The sequence below is a fragment of the Gluconacetobacter diazotrophicus PA1 5 genome (assembly GCF_000067045.1).
In the GTDB taxonomy this organism is placed as follows: Bacteria; Pseudomonadota; Alphaproteobacteria; order Acetobacterales; family Acetobacteraceae; genus Gluconacetobacter; species Gluconacetobacter diazotrophicus.
The window spans coordinates 246151-269328 of record NC_010125.1; the positions used below are offsets into that span (position 1 = coordinate 246151).

Genomic DNA, 23178 nt, shown 5'->3' on the forward strand with positions numbered 1-23178 from the left:
ATCGGCGGCCAGGCGTGGCGAATCCCGACGCCAAACGGGCGATCCGGTGCCGTCCGTCACCCGGCCGGGTGCGGGCGGAACGGACCGTAACCGCTGCGGGAACCGGGCGTCTCGCTTCCGGAAATCGAAGTCGTCTCTTGCGGGAAACGGGGGTTGTCCGCGGCTTCCGGCTCGGGATTATCGGTTTTCATGAATAACGTCGTTCCTGTGCCATCGGCTGGCGAGCCGGTCATCCACGCCTCGCCCCCCCGGCCGTCCTATATCCCACCCTTCGGGGTGCGCACGGTGATCGGCTGCCTGGGCATGCTGCTGGCCGTGCATGTGGCGGGCTTCAACGAACACGTGACCGAGATCGGCCTGACCGATATCCGCGGCGCCATGCACATCGGCTACGATGAGGGAACGTGGCTGATCGCCATCTACGAATCCTTCAACATCGCGGCCATGGCCTTCACGCCGTGGTTCTACATGACGTTTTCCATCTACCGCTTCTCGATCTTCGTGACGGCCGTCATGGCGCTGCTGGCGATCCCGGCGCCGTTCATGCCCGATGTCACGTCGCTGTGCATCCTGCGGGCCTTCCAGGGGCTGATGGCCGGGTGCCTGCCGCCGGTGCTGATGACGGTGATGCTGAAATACCTGCCGCCGGAAATCCGCGTGTTCGGCATCGGCGGCTACGCGATGAGCGCGACCTTCGGCCCCAACCTGGGCCTGCCGCTGGAGGCCTTCTGGTTCGAACGTGTCGGCTGGCACTGGCTCTATTGGGAAATCATCCCGCTTGCCGCGCTGTCGATCGCCATGATCGCGTACGGGCTGCCGCGCGATCCCATGCATTTCGAACGGTTCCAGAAGTTCAACTGGCTCGGCCTGCTGGTCGGCCTGCCCGCCATCTGCGCGCTGGTCATCGTGCTCTACCAGGGGGACCGGCTGGACTGGTTCCGCTCGCCCGTCATCACCAACCTGTCCTTCTGGGGCGGGGCGGCGTTCATCGTCTTCGTCATCAACGAGGCGTACCATCCCAGCCCGTATTTCCGCGTGCAGTACTGGCGGTCGCGCAACATCCAGGCCTCGCTGCTGTCGCTGGTCGGCATCCTGGCCATCTGCGCCATGATGGGCGAAATCCCCGGCATCTACCTGGAGGCCGTGCGCGGCTATCGCCCGATCCAGGCGGCCCCCGTCTCACTGGTCGTGGCGCTGCCGCAGCTCCTGATGCTTCCGCTGATCGCGGCCATCTGCAACAGCCGCAGGGTGGATTGCCGCTACGTGCTCTCGGGCGGAATGCTCTGCCTGGCCGGCGCGGCCTGGCTGGGCACGTGGCTGACCGTGGACTGGGTGCGGGACAATTTCTACGCGCTGCAGGTCCTGCAGATCTTCGGCCAGCCCATGACCGTCATTCCCACGCTGATGCTCGCCACCCTCGCGATGGGGCCCGCCGACGGTCCGTTCATCTCGGGCATGGTGAACATGCTCAAGGGCCTGGCCAACGCGGTGGCATACGCCGTGTTCGCGGCCCTGACCCGGCGGCGGGAGCAATATCATTCCACCATGCTGCTGGACCATCACGGCACGCACGGCCTGGCGCTGCAGGGGATGGGCGATCCGGTCAACCGGCAGCTTGCCGCCACGTCGCCCGACAGCGCGCATGTCGCGCGCAACACGCTCCAGGTCTTTCATACCTTCGTGCACGAGCAGTCGCTCGTCCTCGCGCTGGCCGACATCTACTTCGTGCTGATCTGGGTCTGCCTCGGCTACGCGGTCATGAACCTCATCCTGCCGCGCCGGGTCTATCCGCCGCGCGCGCCGTCGCCGAACACTCCCGCCCGCTAATCCGGAACGACCGATCATGATCTACAAGAAACCGCTTCTCTACGCGGGATGCACCGCCTGCGTGCTCGCCCTCGCCGCCTGGGGGGGAACGCGCCTGGTCAACGGCGACGGCGTCAACCAGTATACCAACGACGCCTATGTCACGGCCGATTTCCCGACCGTGGCGCCCAAGGTGGCGGGGCGGATCGACCGGGTGATCGCGCAGGACAACCAGGTGGTCCACGCCGGCGAGGAACTGGCCCATATCGAGGACGACGACTACCGCGCCGCCCTGGCGGTGGCGACGGGCACCGTGCAGGCCGCCCAGGGCGACGTCGCCAACCTGGAAGCGGAACTGGCCCGCCAGGACGCCGTGATCGCCCAGGCGCGCGCCGCCGTGCTGGCCGACCAGGCCACCCTGCTGTTCGCGCGGCAGAACGCCGTCCGCTACCGCAACCTGTCCTCGGGCGGCGCCGGCACGATCGAACAGCAGCAATCGTCCGACGCGCGTGAAAAGGAGGCCGAGGCCGCCATCGCCCGCGACCAGGCGGGCGTGGATGCCGCCATCCGGCAGGTCGCGGTGCTGAAGGGACAGATCGAACGGGCGCGCGGCGCCCTGCTGCGCGCGCAGGGCGACGAGCGGCAGGCGCAGCTGAACTTGTCCTACTGCACCATTCCGGCCCCGATGGACGGCGTGGTGGGCGAACGCGGGGTGCGCGTGGGCAATTACGTGCATCCCGGCACGGGCATCCTGGCCGTGGTGCCGACGCATGATGCCTATGTGCTGGCCAACTTCCAGGAAACGCAGTTGACCAGGGTCCAGACCGGCCAGCGCGCGACCATCTGGGTCGATACCTTCCCCGGCCAGCCCCTGAAGGCGCACGTGGACTCGCTGGCCCCCGCGACCGGCGTGGCCTTCGCGCCGATCCAGCCGGACAACGCGACCGGCAACTTCACCAAGGTCGTCCAGCGCATCCCCGTCAAGCTGACCTTCGATCCCGGCCAGCCCCTGGCGGCGAAGGTGCGGGTCGGCATGTCGGTCGAAGCGAACATCGACACCTCCTCGAAGCCCGAAGGCCCGCACGCCAATGATGCCCGTTATGCCTGGCAGTAACGCCATGACGCGTCGTCTTCTCGCAGGCTTCTCCTGCCTGGCGCTCGTGGGGTGCACGGTCGGGCCGGATTTCCACAAGCCGCGGGTCACGGCCGCGTCCGGATGGCGGTCCACCCAGCCCCCGGCGGAAAGCCGCGTGACGACGGCCTCGGTCGATCCGGCATGGTGGACGCTCTTCAACGACCCGATCCTGACCCGCCTGGAAGCCGAGGTCGCGGCCTCCAACCTCGACCTCCGGGCGGCGGGCCTGCGGTTCATGCAAAGCGAGGCCGAGCGGCGGATCGCCCGCGCGGCCCAGTTTCCGCACGCCGAAGCCAACGCGTCCTATGCCCGCGAGCGCGCCAGCACCAACGGCATTCTCGGCCTGCTCGGCACCATGGAGCGCGAAGGGGCCGGGTCCGTGGCGTCCGGCACCCAGGGGTTCGGACCGACCGCCCTGCCGGGAAGCGTCGGCAATCCCTCGTTCAACCTGCCGCAATATGGCATGAGCGCCTCGTGGGAAGTCGACTTCTGGGGCCATGTCCGCCGCCAGGTCGAAGCCGCGACGGCGGCGATGCACGAGACCGAGGAGATGCGCCGCGACATCCTCGTCTCCCTGATGGCCGAGACCGCGCAGGATTATATCGACCTGCGCGCCGTCCAGACCCAGATCGGCATCCTGAACCATAATATCGACGTGGCCGCCAACAGCGTGAAGCTGACCGGCATGCGCTTCCAGCAGGGCGCGGCGACCCGGCTGGACGTGGCCGAGGCGACCGGCCAGCTTCACACCTTCACCTCCCGCCTGGCCCCCCTCAAGGCCCAGGCGACGCACCTGCTCAATGCCCTGAGCTTCCTCGTGGCGCGCCAGCCCGGGGCGCTGGACGCCGAACTGGGGCCGGCGCGCGACATCCCGTCGGTGCCCGCGACCATTCCCGTCGGGCTGCCGTCCGAACTGGCCGAGCGCCGGCCCGATATCCGCATGGCCGCCGACCGCCTGCACGCGGCGACGGCCAGCATCGGCGTCGCGATCGCGGACTTCTTCCCCCGGATCACGCTGTCCGGCAGCCTCGACGTCCAGGCGCTGCAGTTCAGCGGCCTGGGGTCCTGGGCGTCGCGCCAGTACGGGTTCGGCCCCACCGCGACGCTGCCGATCTTCGAGGGCGGCCGCCTGACGGGGCAGTTGCGCCTGCGCCGCGCGCAGCAGCAGGAAGCCGCCACGATGTTCCAGCGGACGGTCCTGAAGGCGTGGCAGGAAATCGACGACGCGATGGCCGATTTCACGGCCGCGCAGCAGCGGCGCGACGAACTGGCCGAAGCGGTGCGGGAGAACGAAATTGCGGTGGACACGGCCAGGGCGCAATATGTCCAGGGATCGTCGGACTTCCTGAACGTCCTGACCCTGCAGAACGCGCTCCTGTCGTCCCAGAGCGCCCTGGCCGACGCGACGGCCACCGTGGCCGGGTCGGTCACCCACCTCTACCGCGCGGTCGGCGGGGGATGGGAAGGGCTGTATCCGGAAAAGCCGAATCACCGGCCCCCTGCGTAGAGGACGAGGACATGATCACGATCCGACGGTCGGACACGCTGGGCACGGCACGGTCCGACGGCCTGGCCATCCGGTGCCATTTCGCGTTCGCCGACTGGCAGGACCCGGCCCGGACGCATGACGGCCGCCTGCGCGCCGTCAACCTGGGCACCGTGGCGCCCGGCGGCCGGTATCGCCTGGGCCCGGAACAGGGCGTGGATATCCTGACCTGGCTGCAATCCGGAACGGCCGTCGCGCACATGGACGGATTCCCGCGCGAGGATGTCTGCGCGGGCGGCCTGCACCTGGCCGGCACGGGCAGGGGATGCGCGACCGTGGACTGGCAGGCCGGCCCCCAGGGCGCGTCCTTCATCCAGTTCTGGCTGCTCTCGGACATCGAGGGCACGACCCCCGCGCAGGAGGTCCGCGCCGCGTTCCCCAGGCTGGAGGACGGGGGATTCCGGATCATCGCCTCCGGCTTCCCCGAAGACGACCCCGAGGAGGTGGAAACGATCGCGGACGGCGCCCCGGTGGCGCTGAGCGCCTGCGCGCGCCTGCTGCACGCCGCGATCCCGGCCGGCGAGGGCGCGGCCTACCGCACCGATCCCGATCGCGACCTCTATCTTGTGGTGGTCTCGGGCGACGTGCGCATCCAGGACAGCCTTCTGCACGGCGGGGACGCCGCCGCCCTGACCGGCCTGACGGACGTGACCGTCATCGCGGACGCACCGGCGGTCGTCCTGCTGGCCGACGTGGCCGCCTGACCGCTCCCGCCGCCGCGAGCGAGCCACGAATATATATGCCACAAATCGTCATGACGTAACGTCACTGACGGGCTCCCACCCCGCCGGGAGGAGAAAAGCCGCATGAGCCGGGAAAACGGGGCGCTGTCCCTTCCTCATTCCTCGCGGCAGCATAAAAGTAACGCGTTACCACCCCATGACTGACGCGGAGTTCCAAACCTCTCGTCGAGGCCACGTCATCATCGTATTGGAAATGACAACATGGAACGTTTCTTTTTTCCAGAGAAGAATATCAGGAATAAAATAGAAGATAGGGAAACCGGGGCAACGAAAAATATCTATCACAGTGGAAAGATAACGTCCGGGACTCTCATCTCGTCAACAGACAAAGCGGCAAATGACATTGAAACTGCCGCCGGTGGGAAAAACATCGCGCGACGGCGATCTCCGGCGCATGCCGGTCTCGGCCGGCCCCGTGTCCGTGCGCCGTTTCCCCAATTTTTAGGGAAACCTTCCGCGGGCGCCTGTCGTTCCAACTCGACACATCCGGGGGGATGCGTCCGTCCCCGTGCCGGCCACGCGACCGTGGCCGATGAATGCCGTCCGGACCCGGTCCGGCGCGTGTGCAGCACACAGGAGACACCAGATGCTGACAGTCGAGCAGGCCGTGCAGGCCAAGGCCATCGCGTTGGGAAAACTGTCCGTTCGCGCCACCACCGCCGCAAAAGCCGGCCATCCGACCACGGCTTTGTCGCTGACCCACCTGGTGACGGAACTGTTGTATCGCATCATGCGATGGGACCCGGCCCATCCCCGGGCCCCGGGGTCCGATCGGCTGGTCCTGTCGGAAGGTCATGCGGTGCCCATCATCTACGCGGCCTGCGCGGACCTGGGGGTGACCATCACGCCCCACGGCAATGCCCGCCCGATGACGCAGGACGACCTGATGGCGCTGCGCGACATCGACAGCCCCGTGGACGGCCATCCCAATCCCGAAATCGGTTTTCCCTTCTTCGACGCGGCCACCGGCTCGCTGGGGCAGGGGCTGTCGGTCGCGGCCGGCCTGGCCGCCGCCGCCCGCCTGGATGGGATCGACAAGACGATCTACTGCATCATCGGGGACGGGGAATCGCGCGAGGGGCAGATCTGGGAAGCGATGGATTTCATCGCCGACCACGGCCTGACCAACGTCGTCGCGATCTTCAACTGCAACACCCTGGCGCAGAGCGACTATGTCTCGCCCGCGCAGGACTGGGTGCACCTGCAGCACAAGGCCGAGGCCTTCGGCTGGACCGCCCTGGCCATTGACGGGCACGATCCGGCCCGGATCGACGACGCGTTGCGCAACCGCGCGTCCCTGGCCAAGGGCCGGCCGCTCTGTATCGTCGCCCGCACCGTCAAGGGTTGGGGCGTTCCCGACCTGGGCGGGATGGGCCACCACGGAACGCCGGTCAAGCAGGACCAGCTCACCGCCGCGCTGGCGGCGCTGGACCACATGGCGCGGGAATACGGCGTGGACAGCGTCTTTCCGGACGACGTTGAAAAACTGCTGCGGATCACGCCCCCGCCCGACGTTCCGGTCCAGCCTGCCCCCGTCGCGGCGCCGGCATCGCTGGGCACGGTGGCGCATGACAACGGGACGATCGCCGCCGCGCTGCGCGACAAGAAGATGATGTCGCCCCGCCGCGCCTTCGGGACCGCGCTCAAGGCGCTGGGGGCCGCCAACCCCCAGATCGTCGCGCTGGATGCCGACGTGAAGAATTCGACCTACGCCCAGGATTTCGCCGACGCCTTCCCCGACCGGTATTTCGAATCCCGGATCGGCGAACAGAACATGGTCTCGGCGGCGGCGGGGCTGGCCGGCGGCGGCAAGATCCCGTTCGTCAGCACGTTCGGCCGCTTCCTGGAACGGGCCTTCGACCAGATCGAAATGGCGATCATCGGCGGCGCCGACCTGAAGCTGGTGGGCACCCATATCGGCGTGACCCTGGCCTCGGACGGTCCCAGCCAGATGGCGCTGGCGGACGTGGCCTTCATGCGCGCCTTCGCCCATGTGGGTGACAAGCGCGGCAACCCGGCGGTCAGGGTGCTGACGCCCAGCGACGGGGTCAGCGCCTATGCCCTCGTCCTGGCCATGGCCGAATCCTCCGGCGCCTGCTACCTGCGCGCGGTGCGGGGGGACCTGCCGATCCTCTATCCCGAAGGGGAAAAATTCCCCCTCGGCGGCCACAAGGTCGTGCGGCAGGCCGACCCGGCGGGCGACGGTGCCGCGCTGGTGTTCGTGGCATCGGGCTACATGGTGCATAGCTGCCTGAAGGCGGCGCGGATCCTGGAACAGGACGGCGTCCGCACGGCGGTGGTGGACGCCTATTCCCTGCCGGCGGACGTGCCCGCCATCCTGGCCCTGGCCGGGAAGGGCGGCCAGGTCGTGACCGTCGAGGACAATTACGTCGGCGGCCTGGGCAGCGAACTGGCCGAAGGCGCGGGCACGATCCCGGACGCCCCCCCGATCCACCCGCTGACCGTGACGCGGATTCCCAAGAGCGGCCGGTCGGCCGACGACGTCCTGCACTATGTCGGCCTGGGGGTCGAGGATATCGTGGCGGCGGCCAGGGAGTACCTGCCCGCCGCCTGATCGGAGCCCGCGCCATGTCCGACTACATCCTCTATTACTGGTCCGTGCCGTTCCGGGGCCAGTTCGTGCGCGCCGTCCTGGCCCATGCCGGCAGAAGCTGGACCGAGGGCGGGGACGCCGCGATCGCGCACCTGATGGAGGGCACGGTGCGCGACATGCCGGTCCCCTTCATGGGACCGCCTTTGCTGATCGACAAAAAGGCGGATGTCGCCCTTGCCCAGACGCCGGCCATCATCCTCTATCTGGGCGAAACGCTGGACCTCCTGCCCTCCAGCCCGTCGCTGCGCGCCCTGACGATGAAGGTCGTCGCGGACGCCAACGACGTGATCGACGAGATCACGCTGGATGGCGGCCGCCAGATGTGGGCCGAAAAACGCTGGCAGGATTTCATCCCCCGCCTGGAAAAATGGATGTCGCTATGGGAGGAAACCGGACGGCGGCACGGCCTGACGGCCGAATCCGGCTTCCTGCTGGGCGGTGACGTGCCGGGCATCGCCGATGTCGTGACGGCCACCCTGTGGGCCACCATGGCGGACCGCTTCCCCCCGATCGGCGCGATCCTCGACGCATCCGCGCCCATGACGGCCGCGCTGGCGCGACGGGTCGCGGACCTGCCGCCGCTGGCCCGGCTGGCCGCCCGGGCGCGGCAGGATTACGGCGATGCCTATTGCGGGGGACAGATCGAGGCATCGTTGCGCAAGGTCCTGTCCTGAAAAGGACGAAACAGGAAAATCCCCGATCCGTTATGCCAACCCGGCGCCCTGGGTTTCAAGCCGCAGCCGGAAAAGCTGCGGCCCGCAGCACATGTACAGCTCGTTGCGCTTGGGGCCGCCGAAGGTCACGTTCGAACAGCGATCGGGCAGGCGGATACGCCCGATCAGCCTGCCCGCCGGATTGTGGCAGAACACTCTCGCGAACCCGAGCGGCGCCGTCTGCCCGGGGTCGGGCAAGCTGGATACGACGTACAGCGTCCGCAGGTCCGGCGAAAAGCACAGGCCGTTGGGGCTGGGCACGTCGGTCTGTGACAGGACGGCCTCGACCGCGCCGGTCTTCGCATCGACGCGGAACGTATGGTCCGGCTGGCGCGCATGGGCGGCGAACTGGGTGACGATTTCCGATCCCAGGGTCCAGCGGATCTTTCCGCCCGACCGCGACCCTTCCCCGTCGGTCCCGCCTCGCGCTCCACCAGGGGGGATAACCTGCGTGGCCTTGCGCCCGGCCGAAGCGGCCCCTGTTGCCCGACGTTATGCCCATCGGCATAATCTCCATCAGGATTCTCCTTATGGCTGAATGAAAATTCCGGGACAGGTCACTTCATGCATCACCCATCGACATCCCAATCCGAGAGCTCCGCACTCGCCTATATGCGGGCCAGGATGGCTGAAGCAGACAGCATGTTCAGGAATGGTCTCGCCGCTGCCGCGCAGCCTTCGGATATCCTGAAACTTTCCAGGACTCTTCTAGATATTTGCACCGAAGTTTCCGACGGTCTCAACAGTATATGCAAGGTCAGCCCCGTGGCGTGCCGCAGTGGCTGCGACACCTGCTGCAGAAGCCTCATTCAGGTCAACCCGATTTTCGCGAGACTCGCACTGGATTACGCACGACGCACCTTCACCCCGGAACGTCTGGAGATGCTGCATCAGAGACTTCTGACAGACGTGACGTTCTGTCCTTTTCTGTTTGATGGTGCATGCTCGATATACGATCAACGCCCGATGGTCTGCCGCGGCTAATACAGTTTCGACGTCGCACTGTGCCAGTCAGGAACGTTCTGCGAAAACGACCTGGGATACCAGGGAGATGAAGGGCATGCGGCGCATCAGTACAGGATTTTTCTTTTTGTTCTTGAAAAGCGCATCGAGGATATAGAAAGGGAATTCGGTATCGATCCGGGGCCGGTTTTTTTGCATGAAGCAGTACGCGCCCTGTGGGACGATCCGCAAGAAGGGTGAACGCTGGCCCGGCGGCCGAATATATCACTATGAAAAATGTATAAATATGATTTTTATGCATTTACTGGCGTTAAAATCCTGGCCATCATGTTTTTTGTGTGAAATATGAAATGTGCGGTCGCGCCGACCGCCGGACGCCCGTTCCTGCCCCGTTCCCGCCCAGGAGGCCGACGCTGAGACCCGATTGCTTTCCGGTGCTTTTCGCTGTTGCGGCCGTCGCGGCGGCAGGCCTGCCGTCCGCGCACGCGCAGGGCCCGCTTCGGGGCGGGGAACTGATCTATCTGGACCCCCAGGCGCATACCAACCTGTATCCCCCGGCGGCCGGCTTCTATCCCAACGGCGGAATCCTGGACCAGGTCACCGACCGGCTGACCTGGCAGAACCCGCAGACGCTGGAAATCGAGCCCTGGCTGGCGCAATCCTGGTCCAGCAACGCCGACGATACCGAATACACCTTCCACCTGCGCCCGGGGGTGACGTTCTCGGACGGCACTCCGCTCGACGCGCGGGCCGTCGCCCTGAATTACGAAACCTACGGCAAGGGAAACCCGGCGCTTCATTTCCCGGTTTCCGAGGTCATTAACAATTTCGACCATGCCGAAATCCTCGACCCGCTGACCGTCCGGTTTCATTTCACCCGTCCGTCGCCGGGCTTTCTCCAAGGCACGTCTGTCATCGGCTCGGGGATCGTCTCGCCCGCCACCCTGGCGCATCCGTTCGACCAACTGGGCGTCGGCACGCAGGTCGTCGGCTCGGGCCCGTTCGTGATCGTCCGCGACGTTCCGGGCAAGGAGGTCGATCTGGTGGCGCGGCGCGACTATGCCTGGCCCCCGGCCTCGCGCGCGGGGCAGACGCGCGCGTGGCTGGACGGCGTGAAGATCCTGGTAACGCCCGAGGACAGTATCCGCGTCGGCGCGCTGCTGGCGGGCCAGGCCGACCTGATCCGCCAGGTCGAGGCCTATGACGAGGAACAGGTCACCCTGGCCGGCTATCGCCTCTATGCCCCCTCGACGCGCGGGGTGAACACGGGGATCGCCTTCCGGCCGGACAATCCCCTGGTGGCGGATATCCGGGTGCGCGAGGCCCTGCTCCACGCCACCGACCGGCAGGAAATCGTCACCACGCTCTATTCCGCCAACTACCCCCTCGCGCGGTCGGTGCTGTCGGCCCGGGCCGCCGGCTTCCGCGACCTGTCCGACCGGCTGGGCTTCGATCCGCGGCGCGCCGCCCAATTGCTGGACGAAGCGGGCTGGCGCCTGGGGCCGGACGGGCTGCGCCATCGGGACGGGCAGACGCTCGCGCTGGGCATCCACATCTCGCAGCCGCATCCCCAGAACAGGACGATGCTGGAACTGCTGGCCCAGCAATGGCGCAGGGTCGGCGTCCAGCTGACCGTCATGTCCGGTTCGGCGGCGGGCGTCATCCTCGACAATCTGGACCCGACGCGCACCCCCGTCACGGTGTCCGAGGTCGGGCGCGCGGACCCGGACGTGATGAAGAGCGAATTCTTCCCGTCCAACCGGGACACGCTTCTGCAAAAGGGCGGCCAGAGCGCCAAGGTGCGCGCATTCCGTGACGACCGGCTGGACGCGATGCTGCTGCAGGTCGCCTCGGACACCGACCGGCAGGACCGGCTGCGGCACCTGGGCGACGTTCAGGAGTATATCGTGCAAAACGCCTATACGATCCCGATCTTCGAGGAACCCCAGGTCTATGCCGGGGCGCCCGGCGTCCACGGCGTCGGCTTCGAGGCCGTGGGCCGCCCCAGCTTCTACGGCATATGGCTGGACCGGCGATGACGCGCGTCCTGCCGATGGCGTGGTCCGGCCTGGTGGGCGGGGGCATGGCGGCGCGCCTGGCCGGCCGCGTCGGCCACGCGCTGCTGGTGCTGTGGGGCGCGTTCACGCTCACCTTCATCCTGCTGCAGGTGCTGCCGGGCGATGCCGTCATGATCCGCTTCATGGACCCCGAACTCGGCCTGTCGCCCGCGCAGATCGACGCGATCCGCCTATCCTACGGCGTCGGAACGTCGCCGCTGGCGCAATATGTCCACACGCTGGGGCAGATGCTGCGCGGAAATTTCGGCTATTCGGTGCAGCTTGGCGTGCCGGTCGCGTCCCTGCTGGAAAACGCGCTGCCGGTCACGCTCCGCCTGGCCGTCTGCGGCTTCGTCGCGGCGGTGCTGTGGACCTTCGCCGTCGCCGTGGCCGCCAACCTGCTGCCCTGGGCGTGGATGCGCCGGCTGGCCCGGGCCGTGCCCGGCCTGTGGGGCGCGATGCCGCTGTACTGGTCGGGTATCTTGGTCATCCAGGTCGTGTCGTTCCGCCTGCACCTGATCCCGGTGATCGGCGTGGGACCGTGGAAGGGGATGATCCTGCCCGCCCTGGCCGTCAGCCTGCCGATCGCGGCGCCGCTGGCGCAGATCCTGCTGCGGCACATCGACGAGGCCGGGGCGCTGCCGTTCGCCACCGTCGCCCGCGCCAAGGGGGCCAGCCTGGCCTGGGTGTTCTGGCGGCACATCGTTCCCAACGCGATCCTGCCCTTCCTGACGATGGGCGGCCTCGTCTTCGGCGAACTGCTGGCCGGCGCGGTGGTGACCGAGACGATCTTCGGGCTGGACGGCATCGGCCAGCTGACCCGCCAGGCCGTCGCCGGGCAGGATCTCGCGGTCCTGCAGGCGGTGGTCATGATCTCGGCGGCGGCCTATGTCAGCATCAACCTGGTCGTGGACCTGCTGTATCCGGTGTTGAACCCGACCCTGCGCCATCGGACCCGCGCGCCATGAGGGTGCCCGCGCGACCCGGGGCCGCGCTGGCGGCGTCCTGGCTGCTGCTGGGCCTGCTGCTGGCCATGGTGGCCGACCCGGCCCTGTTCACCCGCTACAGCGCCACGGCGGGGGCCGCGGTCGAACATCTGCGCGCGCCCGGCGGGGCGCACTGGTTCGGCACCGACCAGCTCGGGCGGGACGTGTTCGCCCGGATCGTCTACGGCGCCCATCATACGCTGCCGGCCGCGCTGCTGGCGGTGGCGACGGGCTTGGTGTGCGGCACCTTCATCGGCGCCCTGGCGGGTGCCGCGGGCGGGCGGATCGATGCCGCGCTGACCGGCCTGATGGACGTCCTGATGGCGATCCCCGAACTGCTGATGTCGCTGACCATCGTGATCCTGCTTGGGTTCGGCACGTTCCATGCCGCCATTGCCGTGGGGGTCGGCCAGATCGCCGGCTTCGCCCGCATCGTGCGGGCCGACGTGACGCGGGTCGGCGCCATGACGTTCGTCGAGGCCGCGCGCGGCAGCGGCGCCACCTTCGCCGGCCTGCTGTGGCGGCACATCCTGCCCAACTGCGCGGCGTCGATCCTGGGCCTGTCGGTGCTGCGCTACAGCACCGCGATCCTGTCGATCGCCACCCTCGGCTTCCTCGGCTACGGCGCGCCGCCGCCGGCGCCGGAATGGGGGCTGATGATTGCGGAAGGCCGCGACTACCTGACCACGGCATGGTGGATGACGACCTTCCCCGGCCTCGCCGTGCTGCTGGTCGCCCTGGCCGTCAACCGGATCAGCCGCACCCTGGCCGATCCGTCCGGCCCGCGCCCATGAGCCCGATACCCATGAATACCGTGCTGGAGGTCGAGGACCTGCGTATCGCCTACCACGGCAAAACGGTGGTGCACGGCGTATCGTTCCAGGCGGCGAGGGGGGAGACGACCGCCCTGATCGGGGAATCGGGCTCGGGAAAATCCACCATCGCCCGCGCCATCATCGGCCTCATGCCCCGATCCGCCCGCCTGGAATCCGGGGCCATCCGGCTTTTGGGCGACACGCTGACCGGCCGGCCGCCGCGCACGCTGGACGCCATGCGCGGGCGGCGCATCGGCTTCGTGCCGCAGGACCCGTCCAACTCGCTCGATCCCGTGGCCACCATCGGCGCCCATATCGGCGAGATGTTCCGCCTGCATACCGCCCTGCCGCGCGGCGAAATCCGCGAACGCGTGCTGGCGCTGCTGGAGCGCGTGGGCCTGTCGGACCCCGTGCTCCGCTACGGGCAGTATCCGCATGAACTGTCCGGCGGCATGCGCCAGCGGGTGCTGATCGCCGCCGCGGTCGCGCTGAACCCGGACCTGATCGTGGCCGACGAACCGACCAGCGCGCTGGACGTGACGGTGCAGCGGCAGATTCTCGACCTGCTGGACAGCCTGCGGGCGGAACACGGCACGTCCATCCTGCTGATCACCCACGACCTGGCCATCGCGAAGGACCGCGCCCGCGCCACCGTGGTCCTGAAGGACGGCCGGATCGCCGAGGGCGGCGACACGCCGGCCCTCTTCGCCGCCCCCCGGTCGGAATACACGAAACGCCTGATGGCCGACCTGCCGGTGTTCGCGCGCCGCCCGGCCCCGCCCGCGCCGCCGCCGACGGACACCGCCATCGCGGTCCAGGTGTCGGGCCTGTCCGTGTCCTATCCCGCCGGCCGGCACCCGGCACGCCTGGCCGTCGATTCGGTCTCGTTTGGCGTGCGGGCCGGCACGACCCACGCCATCGTCGGTGAATCCGGGTCGGGAAAGACGACGATCCTGCGCTGCCTGACCGGCCTGCTCGCGCCCCGATCCGGCACGATCCTGATCGAGGGCCAGGATATCGCCCATGCGCGCGGGCCGGCCCGGCGCGCCATGCTGCGCCATGTCCAGCTCGTCTACCAGAATCCCTGGGCGTCCCTCGATCCCCGGCAGAGCGTGCGCGACATCATCGCGGAACCGCTACGCAATTTCGCGATCGGTGCCCCCGCCGGACGCCGCGCGCATGCGGCGGCGATGCTGGACCGCGTCCATCTGCCGCGCACCCTGCTCGACCGCCGGCCCGCCGAACTGTCCGGCGGCCAGTGCCAGCGCGTGGCCCTGGCCCGGGCGCTGGTGATCGCGCCGCGCATCCTGGTCCTGGACGAGGTCGTGTCCGCGCTCGACGTGACGGTGCAGGCCCGGATTCTGGATCTTCTGGTCGAACTTCGGAAAGATCTCGGCCTGACCTACGTCTTCGTCTCGCACGACCTGGCGGTGGTTCGCCAGATCGCCGACACGGTATCGGTGATCCGCCACGGCAGGCAGGTCGAAAGCGGCCCGGCGGAGACCGTCTTCGGTGCCCCCTCCGACGCCTATACCAAAATCCTGATCGCCGCCATTCCCGGCCAGGGAAACGCGGCATCCCTTCATCTGCAGGAGACATGACGCGATGACCGCATCCAGCGCCCCCACCTTCGCCTTCTTCACCCGTCTTCTGGACGACGGCGACGCCCTGACGCGCTACCGGCTGGCGACGGAACAGATCATGCATGCCGAACGGTACGGATTTTCCACGGCGTGGGTCGCCCAGCACCATTTCCACCCCGACCAGGGCGGCCTGCCGTCCCCCTTCGTCTTCCTGGCCAACCTCGCCGCGAAGACCGCGACGATCCGGCTGGGTACCGGCATCGTGACGCTGCCCATGGAAAACCCGATCCGGGTCGCGGAAGACGCCATCGTTCTCGATCTTCTCAGCGACAACCGGCTGGAATTCGGGGTCGGCCCCGGCGGCACGTCCGAAAGCTTCGAGGCCTTCGGCCTCGACGGCGCGCGGCGCACCCCGATCATGGAGGACAACCTGGCCATCGTGCGCGATGCCCTGCGCGGGCAGCCGTTTCGCGGCGGCGCGGTGCTGTATCCGCCGGGGCAGGCGATCGGCGCGCGCATCTGGCAGGCCACGTTCTCCACCCACGGGGGCGCGCGCGCGGCGCGCGCCGGGGACGGGCTGATGCTGTCCCGCACCCAGCCCCGCCCCGACGGCGCGGCCGGGGACGGGGGCCATATCCCGCTGTCCGATATCCAGACCCCGATCGTCGATGCCTACCTCGCCGCCCTGCCGTCGGGAACCGCGCCCCGGGTCCTGGCGTCGCGCAGCGTGCTGGTGGCCGACGACCGCCAGACGGCCCTGGACCTGGCCCTGGCCGGCGCGCGCCGCTTCCTCGCCACCGAGGCCCGCGCGGCCGCGTGGAAGGACGCCCCGGTGCCGGATACGCCGGAGGCGCTGATCCGGGCGCTGGACCTGCATGTCGGCACGCCGGACGACGTCGTCCGGTCGCTGTCGGCCGACACGGTCCTGGGACGTGCGAGCGAAATCGCCTTCCAGGTCCATCCGATCGATCCGCCCCATGCGGTAACGCTGCGGTCGATCGAACTGATCGCGCGCGCGGTCGCGCCGGCCCTGGGGCTGCGGCCCGCGCGGTAATCGCGGGGCCGCCCCGATCCGGGTACGCCGATCAGGCGTCCCGGTCGGACCCCGTCTTCCCGGACGGGAAGCCGAGCGACAGCATCAGCCGGTTGGCCCAGTTGAAGAAGGATGCGGAATTGATCAGGTCGAGGATGGCGGCGTCATCGAAGCCCGCCTCGCGAAGGGCCGCGACATGCACTGCGGAAAATTCAACCGGCGTTGCGGAGAGCCGTTCCGCGGTTTCGGCCGTCAGCAGCCATGGCGCCGGCGCGTCCGCCGGAAGCGTTCCGTCGCGCAGAAGGGCGGCGATCGTTTCATGGTCGCCGCCCTGCAGTTCGGAAAAGCGCGCATGGACCGACGCGCAGAAGATGCAGCCGTTGAAGCGCGACACCGCCACCGCCGCCAGTTCCCGTTCCCGGCGCGGCAGGCCGCCGTCGGTATTGTAGAAAATGTCCTTGTCGCTGCGGGTCCGCGCACCAAGAATGTCCGGATCGCGCGCCAGCAGCATGAAATAGGGCGATTTGGCACGCGCGGCATCGACCAGCCCGTCGCGGTGCCGCTCGGTCAGTTCGCTTTCGGGCAGCGGGTCCAGCCATGGGGTCCAGTCGAGTTCGGCGAAGGTGAATTCCGCCGGTTCGCCCACGCCCTGCGCCCGTCGGGTGTGTCGTGCGTCGCTCATCATGCGTTCTCCTTGTGGGCAGCCGGCGCCGGGCCGGCATCCTTCAGCACGGACAGTCCGTGAATGACCCTGATCTGGAAGGCCAGGAACGAGACAAGCTGCGACAGGGTGACGATTCCCGAATCGGTCCAGCCCGCATCACGCAATGTCTCGATCGCCGCCTGCCGTGCGTCGCGCGGGTGGAACACCAGCAGGTGCGCGTGGCTGAAGGCGGCGGCCAGCCGCGCGCCCAGTCCCTCGGCCGGCGCATCGAAGACGATGCCCGACAGGTTTTCCGCCGACAGCGTCCCGGCCGGATAATGGCCATAGGGGCCGCGCGTCCTGGCCCGGTCCAGCAGCGCCTCGATCGCGGCCAGGTGGGCCGCGCCCCCGGGCAGGCCGCGCAGCACGGCGGCATAGAAATCATGGACCGGCCGATGGCCGTGCAGGCCGGCCACGAACACGGCCAGGCCGCGCCGTTCCAGCACCGAGACCTCGCCCGCATCCTCGGGCGCGAACAGCACCAGGGCGCTGCGCTGCGCATTGTCGCGCAACACGCGCCGCCGCTCCCGCAGGGCGTCCAGCCACGATCCTTTCGGAATTCCCACGATATGATCGATAACGTCCGGCACATGCGCCAGATCGACGATTGGTCCCGAAGACATGTCCTCTCCCCCGACTGAAGCCTCTATATACACATTATATAGCGTGATTACAAAAATCAAACAAACATAAAGTATTTTATTGACGGAACGATAACATCATGAGAGACATGATTGTGAATAAATAAAACAACTAAAAATTATCGTTGATTTGGAATCCCGTTGATGAGGCGATCGAGATGATGCGGAGCGGTTTCTTCCCCCGGAACGCGGCAGCGGCCAGGGGGCCGGTGGCGGTCTATTCGGACCATGCCATCACGTTGATGGCGGCCCTGCTGCTGTCCGTCGCACCGGTCAAGGGATTCGGCGCCACCACCGAAGCCGGCCCCGACGCATCCTCGAAGCCTACCTCCAAGACCCCCTCGAAATCCACGGCGGGCAAGGCGGTGCGCGGCGTGGCGGTACCGCCGGGGAAGACGGCCGGCGCCAGTTCCGGCCTCGCCCATGTCGGCGCCGGCGAGGAAATCGTCGCGACGGGTGCCGCCGACAGGATCTCGCCGGCCTTTCGCGTCGCGACGCTGACCAACAGCACGGTCCGCGTCGCCGTCGTCACGGCCGCGCAACTGCTGCAGACCGGCCAGACCAACGTGATCTCAGCCCTGCAGATGACGTCGCCCGAAATCAACGCGCCACCGGGCGGCGGCGGCGGCGCGTATTCGACAACCCCGACGCAGACCGTCATCCTTCGCAACCTCAACGCGGACGAAACCCTGGTGCTGGTCAATGGGGTACGCCGGCATATCAGTGCGCTGGGCAATTGGGGCGACGGGCCGGCCGAGGGCACGGAACCCGCCGACCTCAGCCTGATCCCGCTCAGCGCGATCGACCATGTCGAGATCATCACCGAGGGCGCCACCGCCCTGTACGGGCAGGACGCGCTGGGCGGCGCGGTCAACATCGTCCTGAAATCGGGCGCGCGCAACGGCGGCACCGCCAACCTGATGAACAGCGGCTATTATCGCGGTGACGGGCAGGCCATCGAAGGCTACGGCGACATCGAGCGGACCATCGGCCACCGGGGCGGCGGCATCGATATCGCCTGGCAGGTCCTGAACCAGTTGCCCACCCATCGCGACGGCCTGAACACGGCCACCCTCTATGGGCCGCAGGATGCCGCATTGCAGCAAAAGGTCGGGCAGGACGTGAACCGCGTCGAAGGGCTCAGCAAGTCCCTTGCGGAAGTCTTCAGTTTCAACGGCCATGTTCCCGTCACGGATCGCGTGGACGCCTACCTGACCGGAACGCTCGGCCACCGGACCACGGACCGGGTCGGGTTCCCACGCGGCCCGGCCAACAACAATAACGTCCGCGCGATCTACCCGAACGGCTTCGCCCCGATCGAAACGTTCGATGAACTCGATTTCCAGGTGAATGGCGGCCTGCGGGGCGTGCTGCCGCTGGGCGTAAGCTGGAACACCTATTCCTCGTTCGGGCGCGAGCAGGTGAACGAGGACGTGGAGAATGACCTCAATCCCACCTTCGGCGCCCAGAGCCAGACGAATTTCCACCAGGGTACCATCGTCGCGTCCGAATTGATCGGCGGCGCCAAATTCTCCAAGGAATTCCGCAGCGCCGCGCTGCCGAAGCCCGCCGTCCTGGATTTCGGACTGGAATACCGGCACGATACCTATCAGCTGGGACAGGGCGATTATCAATCCTGGGCCACCGGGCCGGTCCTGATCGGCCAGACCGGCGTGCAGCCCAGTTCGGGCGCCGTCGGCTATGCCGGCTTCGAACCCGTGAACGCGGGCAACTGGTCGCGCGACATCTTCGACGGCCATGTCGGCCTGGACATTTTCGTGACGAAGAAATGGGAATGGACGATCGGCGGCCGCGCCGTCAGCTATTCGGACCTGGGCGCCGCGCCGACCGGGTCGATCGGAACGCGGTATAATTTCAGCCGTCGTTTCGCCTTGCGCGCCAACGTCAATACCGGCTATCGCGCCCCCACGCTCGGCGCCGTCCATTACAACGCGACCTCGACCGGCCCGGGCGAGGTGACCGAGAACCTGTCCGATTTCGACCCGACCGCCAGGCTGCTCGGCGCGACCGGCGTGAAGGGCGAATCCTCGCGCAGCTACAATATCGGCTTCGACTGGACGCCGCTGGATTCGCTGCACCTGTCGCTGGACGGCTACCGGATCGACATCAACGACCGGATCGAAAGCACGACCGAATTTTCCGGGCCGCTGATGAACCAGTTCCTCTACAGCCAGGGAATCACTTCCAGCCCGACCGACAAGATCTACGTCACGTACATGACCAATATCGGCAATACGACGACGAACGGCTTTACCGGCAAGATCAGCTACCAGTTCCCGGTCGATCCGTCCTGGGGCAAGCTGGTCGGCACCGTGATGGCGAACGCCGCGGACACGGAAGTCACGCATTACGCCAGCACGCCCGCGATCCTCGGCCAGTTGGGGCAGACCTATTTCGACAGCCTGTCGCGCAACAACCTGCTGCGCGCATCGCCCAAGAACAAGGAATCCTTCGCGCTGGACTGGTCCAGGGGGCGCTACAGCGTATACGTGCAGGAACAGCGCTATGCCGGCGTGGAATGGATCAACTACAGCGGCGATCCGGCATCGACATGGACGCATATCCGTCCGCAGGTCCAGACCAACGTCGAATTCAGCGCCCGGGTGGGCAGGGGCTTCACCCTGACGGTCGGGGCCAACAACCTGTTCAACAAATACCCGACCCACGTCAAGCGCAGCACCGTGGCCGAGACCCAGGGAACGATCGCCTATCCCATGACCGCCCCGGGCGGCTACGAAGGCGGATATTACTATGCCCGGGTCGGCTACGTGTTCTGAGCCACCGCTTCGAGGGTCCCGCCGCCGGCACGGGCGGATTGCGGTTGTCGCTGCAACCTCATGGCAGGCGGTCCGTTTTCGTCCGAGATTCATGACGACGGAGGACACGACCATGAGGCACGAACCGGAACAGGCCGACCGGCGGGAGGACGGCGACGAAAAGCGCCATCCCGCCCCCGGCCTGGGCTCACCGCCCGAGGCCGTGCCCGACCCCGACGCGGAAACGCCCCCCAAGCCGGGCAACACGCCGAAGGACCTGCCCGAACCGCTGACCCTGCCGGAACATGGCGGCTGAGGGCGCTCTAGGGTTCGATCAGGTCGTTAAGAATCCGCGGAATTTCCGATATGTCGTAGGGCTTGGGCACGAACCGGCTGCGGGTCAGGACGAAATCGTCCGATATCATGTGCTTTCCCGATGTCACCAGCACCCCCAGGCGGGGCCGGCTCTGGCGGGCGCGCAGCGCCAGTTCCAGGCCGTTCATCGACCCCGGCATATCGATATCCGTAAAGAGGGCATCGATATGCGTCGTCGTGCATTCCAGGACGGTCAGCGCCTCTTCGGCGTTGGACGCCTCGCGCACCTCGAAGCCATTGTCCCGCAATTCGGTCGCGACGGCCAGGCGCGTCAGGACCTCGTCTTCGGCAATGACGATGCGCGGGGGGATGTGCGGGGAATAACGGGCCATCACGCCTCTCGGGAAAGGACGGATACTTCGGATGCTGTTTCAAGCGCTCCGATCAGTAACGGAAAATACATAAGGCAGGCGGAACGTAAAGCACGTTTCGTCATTGCCCGATGTAACGGCCAGCCTTCCTCGGTGGGCCTTGGCGATTTCGGATACGATATAGAGGCCGAGACCCAGTCCCTGCTGGCTCGGCCGGTCGCCTCCCCGGAAGAACGGATGAAAAAGCTTCTCATGGGCTTCCGGCGGAATGGGTTTCCCCGCGTTGGATACCGACAATTCAAAGAATTTTTCATTTGTGCTCGCCTTGACGACAATCGGCTTGTCCGGGTCTCCATGCGTGACGGCGTTGCTCAGCAGGTTGGAAAACAACTGGGCGAGGCGGACGGTATCGCATGTCACGGCATGCTCCATCTGGAATCGGGTCTCGATACGTCGTTCCGGCCGGGTGGTCTTAACCTCCTGGACGATCTGTTCCAGGATGGCCTGCAAGGCATGTTCGACCTTCAGTTGCAGGGTAATGCCGCCCCCCAGCCGCCCCCGGGCGAAATCCATCAGGTCGTTGATCAGCGCCCCCATCCGGGCGGTGCTCTTCTGGATATGGGGCACCAACTCGGCCGCCCGTTCCGGGTAGCGAAGCAGCATGCGTGTCCCGGATTCGATCGACATCAACGGGTTCCGCAGATCGTGACCCAGGACGGCGATGAACTGTTCCCGCAGTTCGGACTGGGTGCGCTCGTGCGACAGGATCGCCTCGTTCTCGGCCAGGCGGGAACTGGCATCGACATGGAAGGCCACCAGGTCGGCGAACAGCCGGAACATGGCAAGGATTTCGGGCCGGTCCAGGTCATGCGGCGCCGGATCGGCCGCGCACAGCGTGCCGAAGAACGTGCCGTCGGGCAGGCGGACCGGCACCACGATATAGCTTTGAAAATGATACTGCCGGGGGGATACATGGCGGGCGTAGGCCGGATCGGCATCGACGTGGTTGATCACGACGGCCTCCCCCCGGTGCAGGACGTCATGGCTGATCGTCGTTTCCAGGGGCAGTTCGTCCCCGATTTCCAGCCCCAGATCGACGCCGTCCCGTACGGCGCAGGCCAGCCAGTATTCCGGCGTGACGCGTGCGACCGCGGCGAAGCGCAGGGACGTCGTGTGCTGCACGACATCGAGAATCTTCAGAAGAGCCGGAACGCGCCCCGCGACCCTGATGCCGTCGAGATATTTTACCATGTCACCTAACAGTCGCTGCGCGAAATGAAACGGCCGATCGATACCGCAATGATGACATTGGCATGATACAGGGGATGGATGCTACCCGTCGGCCATCCATGATGCCGCCACGCGGCCATGCTCGGCGACCATTCCTTCGCCGTTCCCGATCCGCATGTTTTCCTGCAAAAAGTCCAGCACCGCCCTGATCCGCGCGGGCAATTTCCCATGATGGCCCAGATAGACCGCATGCGTATCCACAAGGGCCGGACTGTGGAACGCCTCCAGCACCGGAACAAGCTTGCCGGCCGCGATATGTTCGTCGACCTGGAACGCGGCCAGATAGGCCAGGCCCATTCCCGCAATCGCCAGTTGCAGGACCGCATCGCCGTCGCTGGCCTGGACGATGCCGGGCGGCAGGACGGGCACGGGGCCGCCATCGTCCAGTTGCGGCCAGCCGTCATGCATGCGCCAGTAGCTGGACCCGATCCGCCTGTGCCGCCGCAGGTCCGCCGGCGTTCCGGGCATCCCGTACCGCGCCAGGTAGGCCGGGGCGGCGACCAGCCTCATCCGCATCCGGCCCAGCTTGCGCGCCATCAGGCGCGAGCTTTTCAGGGGGCCGTGGCGGATGGCGATGTCCGTGCGGTCCTCCATCAGGTCCACCACCGTATCCGTCAGCACGATATCCAGGACCAGGTCCGGATACCGGGCCGACAGCGCCGGAACCAGCGGCAGCAGGAAACGGCGCCCCATCGGCACGTTGACGTTGATGCGGACCCGCCCGTGGGGCAGCGCGCTGGCCGACGCGCATTGCTCGGCCTCCGCCAGGTCGGCCAGGATACGTACGCTGCGGTCGTAGAACGCGGCGCCCTCCGGCGTCAGTTGCAGTTGCCGCGTGGACCGGTTGAACAGGCGGGTCCCCAGCCGCCGCTCCAGCCGCGACACCAGCTTGCTGACGGCCGACGGCGTCATGCGCGACAGCCGCGCGGCCGGCGTGAAGCCCCCGGCGTCCACGACGCGGACGAAGACGTCCATCTCGCCCGCACGGTTGATCTCCAATCGTCCCATGATGACTTCAACTCATAAATGATGTGCCTTCGGGCAGGCTAGCGCGCCAATCGTCCACCATCCATGTTTGATGACGCCA

At 67.2% G+C, this 23178-nt stretch carries 20 protein-coding genes; 14 read left to right on the plus strand and 6 right to left on the minus strand.

From position 1 onward, the window contains the following. Positions 1 to 189 precede the first annotated feature (189 nt). The 6 genes from GDI_RS01130 (at position 190) to GDI_RS01155 (ending at position 8518) form a co-directional block, all read left to right on the plus strand. Complete coding sequence (locus GDI_RS01130) at positions 190 to 1827, plus strand: MFS transporter (protein ID WP_012222474.1); 1638 nt, start codon at positions 190 to 192, stop codon at positions 1825 to 1827. Positions 1828 to 1843: 16 nt separating this feature from the next. Continuing rightward, complete coding sequence (locus GDI_RS01135; protein ID WP_012222475.1) at positions 1844 to 2920, plus strand: HlyD family secretion protein; 1077 nt, start codon at positions 1844 to 1846, stop codon at positions 2918 to 2920. A 4-nt stretch (positions 2921 to 2924) separates the two neighbouring features. Beyond that, positions 2925 to 4448 (plus strand): efflux transporter outer membrane subunit, encoded by a 1524-nt coding sequence (locus tag GDI_RS01140; RefSeq protein WP_012222476.1) that lies wholly within the window; start codon positions 2925 to 2927, stop codon positions 4446 to 4448. Positions 4449 to 4459: 11 nt separating this feature from the next. Next, entirely contained in the window at positions 4460 to 5191 is a 732-nt protein-coding gene (locus GDI_RS01145) for a pirin family protein (protein WP_012222477.1), read from the plus strand. A 571-nt stretch (positions 5192 to 5762) separates the two neighbouring features. Beyond that, positions 5763 to 7805, plus strand: a complete 2043-nt coding sequence (locus tag GDI_RS01150) for a transketolase (RefSeq protein WP_269446538.1) — start codon at positions 5763 to 5765, stop codon at positions 7803 to 7805. A 14-nt stretch (positions 7806 to 7819) separates the two neighbouring features. Beyond that, positions 7820 to 8518 (plus strand): glutathione S-transferase, encoded by a 699-nt coding sequence (locus GDI_RS01155; RefSeq protein WP_012222481.1) that lies wholly within the window; start codon positions 7820 to 7822, stop codon positions 8516 to 8518. Positions 8519 to 8548: 30 nt separating this feature from the next. Here the strand turns inward: GDI_RS01155 and GDI_RS20165 are convergent, their stop codons facing one another. Then, positions 8549 to 8818: an SMP-30/gluconolactonase/LRE family protein gene (locus GDI_RS20165; protein ID WP_049762922.1), complete on the minus strand. Its 270-nt coding sequence runs from the start codon at positions 8816 to 8818 to the stop codon at positions 8549 to 8551. A gap of 381 nt (positions 8819 to 9199) precedes the next feature. Here GDI_RS20165 and GDI_RS01165 point away from each other — a divergent pair, with 381 nt between their 5' ends. The 6 genes from GDI_RS01165 (at position 9200) to GDI_RS01190 (ending at position 16015) form a co-directional block, all read left to right on the plus strand. Further along, entirely contained in the window at positions 9200 to 9541 is a 342-nt protein-coding gene (locus GDI_RS01165; protein ID WP_231854286.1) for a YkgJ family cysteine cluster protein, read from the plus strand. 413 nt (positions 9542 to 9954) lie between these two features. Then, positions 9955 to 11559 (plus strand): TIGR04028 family ABC transporter substrate-binding protein, encoded by a 1605-nt coding sequence (locus GDI_RS01170; RefSeq protein ID WP_231854180.1) that lies wholly within the window; start codon positions 9955 to 9957, stop codon positions 11557 to 11559. Next, positions 11556 to 12545, plus strand: a complete 990-nt coding sequence (locus GDI_RS01175; protein ID WP_012554240.1) for an ABC transporter permease — start codon at positions 11556 to 11558, stop codon at positions 12543 to 12545. The genes GDI_RS01170 and GDI_RS01175 overlap by 4 nt, the downstream gene beginning before the upstream one ends. Further along, positions 12542 to 13357: an ABC transporter permease gene (locus GDI_RS01180; protein ID WP_012222487.1), complete on the plus strand. Its 816-nt coding sequence runs from the start codon at positions 12542 to 12544 to the stop codon at positions 13355 to 13357. The genes GDI_RS01175 and GDI_RS01180 overlap by 4 nt, the downstream gene beginning before the upstream one ends. After that, positions 13354 to 14979, plus strand: coding sequence for a dipeptide ABC transporter ATP-binding protein (locus GDI_RS01185; protein WP_012222488.1), 1626 nt, complete (start codon positions 13354 to 13356; stop codon positions 14977 to 14979). Before GDI_RS01180 ends, GDI_RS01185 begins: the two co-directional genes overlap by 4 nt. 4 nt (positions 14980 to 14983) lie before the next feature. Next, the gene (locus GDI_RS01190; protein ID WP_012222489.1) at positions 14984 to 16015 is read left to right on the plus strand and encodes a putative FMN-dependent luciferase-like monooxygenase; all 1032 of its coding nucleotides are present in this window, start codon (positions 14984 to 14986) and stop codon (positions 16013 to 16015) included. A 31-nt stretch (positions 16016 to 16046) separates the two neighbouring features. Here GDI_RS01190 and GDI_RS01195 read toward each other — a convergent pair whose 3' ends face one another. Beyond that, on the minus strand, positions 16047 to 16676 hold the full coding sequence (locus tag GDI_RS01195) for an alkylhydroperoxidase domain protein (protein ID WP_012222490.1): 630 nt from the start codon (positions 16674 to 16676) through the stop codon (positions 16047 to 16049). Then, positions 16676 to 17320: a CMD domain protein gene (locus GDI_RS01200; protein ID WP_012554243.1), complete on the minus strand. Its 645-nt coding sequence runs from the start codon at positions 17318 to 17320 to the stop codon at positions 16676 to 16678. Before GDI_RS01200 ends, GDI_RS01195 begins: the two co-directional genes overlap by 1 nt. A gap of 176 nt (positions 17321 to 17496) precedes the next feature. Between GDI_RS01200 and GDI_RS01205 the strand changes: the two genes are divergently transcribed. Together GDI_RS01205 and GDI_RS01210 are read left to right on the plus strand one after the other, a co-directional pair. Continuing rightward, on the plus strand, positions 17497 to 20136 hold the full coding sequence (locus tag GDI_RS01205) for a TonB-dependent receptor plug domain-containing protein (RefSeq protein WP_012554244.1): 2640 nt from the start codon (positions 17497 to 17499) through the stop codon (positions 20134 to 20136). Between the two features lie 112 nt (positions 20137 to 20248). Then, positions 20249 to 20431 carry a hypothetical protein gene (locus GDI_RS01210; RefSeq protein ID WP_157870981.1) on the plus strand — a complete coding sequence of 61 codons (183 nt, stop codon included), beginning with the start codon at positions 20249 to 20251 and terminating at the stop codon, positions 20429 to 20431. A gap of 7 nt (positions 20432 to 20438) precedes the next feature. Here GDI_RS01210 and GDI_RS01215 read toward each other — a convergent pair whose 3' ends face one another. The 3 genes from GDI_RS01215 to GDI_RS01225 all read right to left on the minus strand — a co-directional run bounded on the left by GDI_RS01215 (position 20439) and on the right by GDI_RS01225 (position 23099). Beyond that, entirely contained in the window at positions 20439 to 20822 is a 384-nt protein-coding gene (locus tag GDI_RS01215) for a response regulator (RefSeq protein WP_012222494.1), read from the minus strand. Between the two features lie 39 nt (positions 20823 to 20861). Further along, on the minus strand, positions 20862 to 22052 hold the full coding sequence (locus GDI_RS01220) for a GAF domain-containing sensor histidine kinase (RefSeq protein ID WP_012222495.1): 1191 nt from the start codon (positions 22050 to 22052) through the stop codon (positions 20862 to 20864). A gap of 81 nt (positions 22053 to 22133) precedes the next feature. After that, on the minus strand, positions 22134 to 23099 hold the full coding sequence (locus GDI_RS01225) for a LysR family transcriptional regulator (RefSeq protein ID WP_050934964.1): 966 nt from the start codon (positions 23097 to 23099) through the stop codon (positions 22134 to 22136). Between the last annotated feature and the right edge of the window lie 79 nt (positions 23100 to 23178).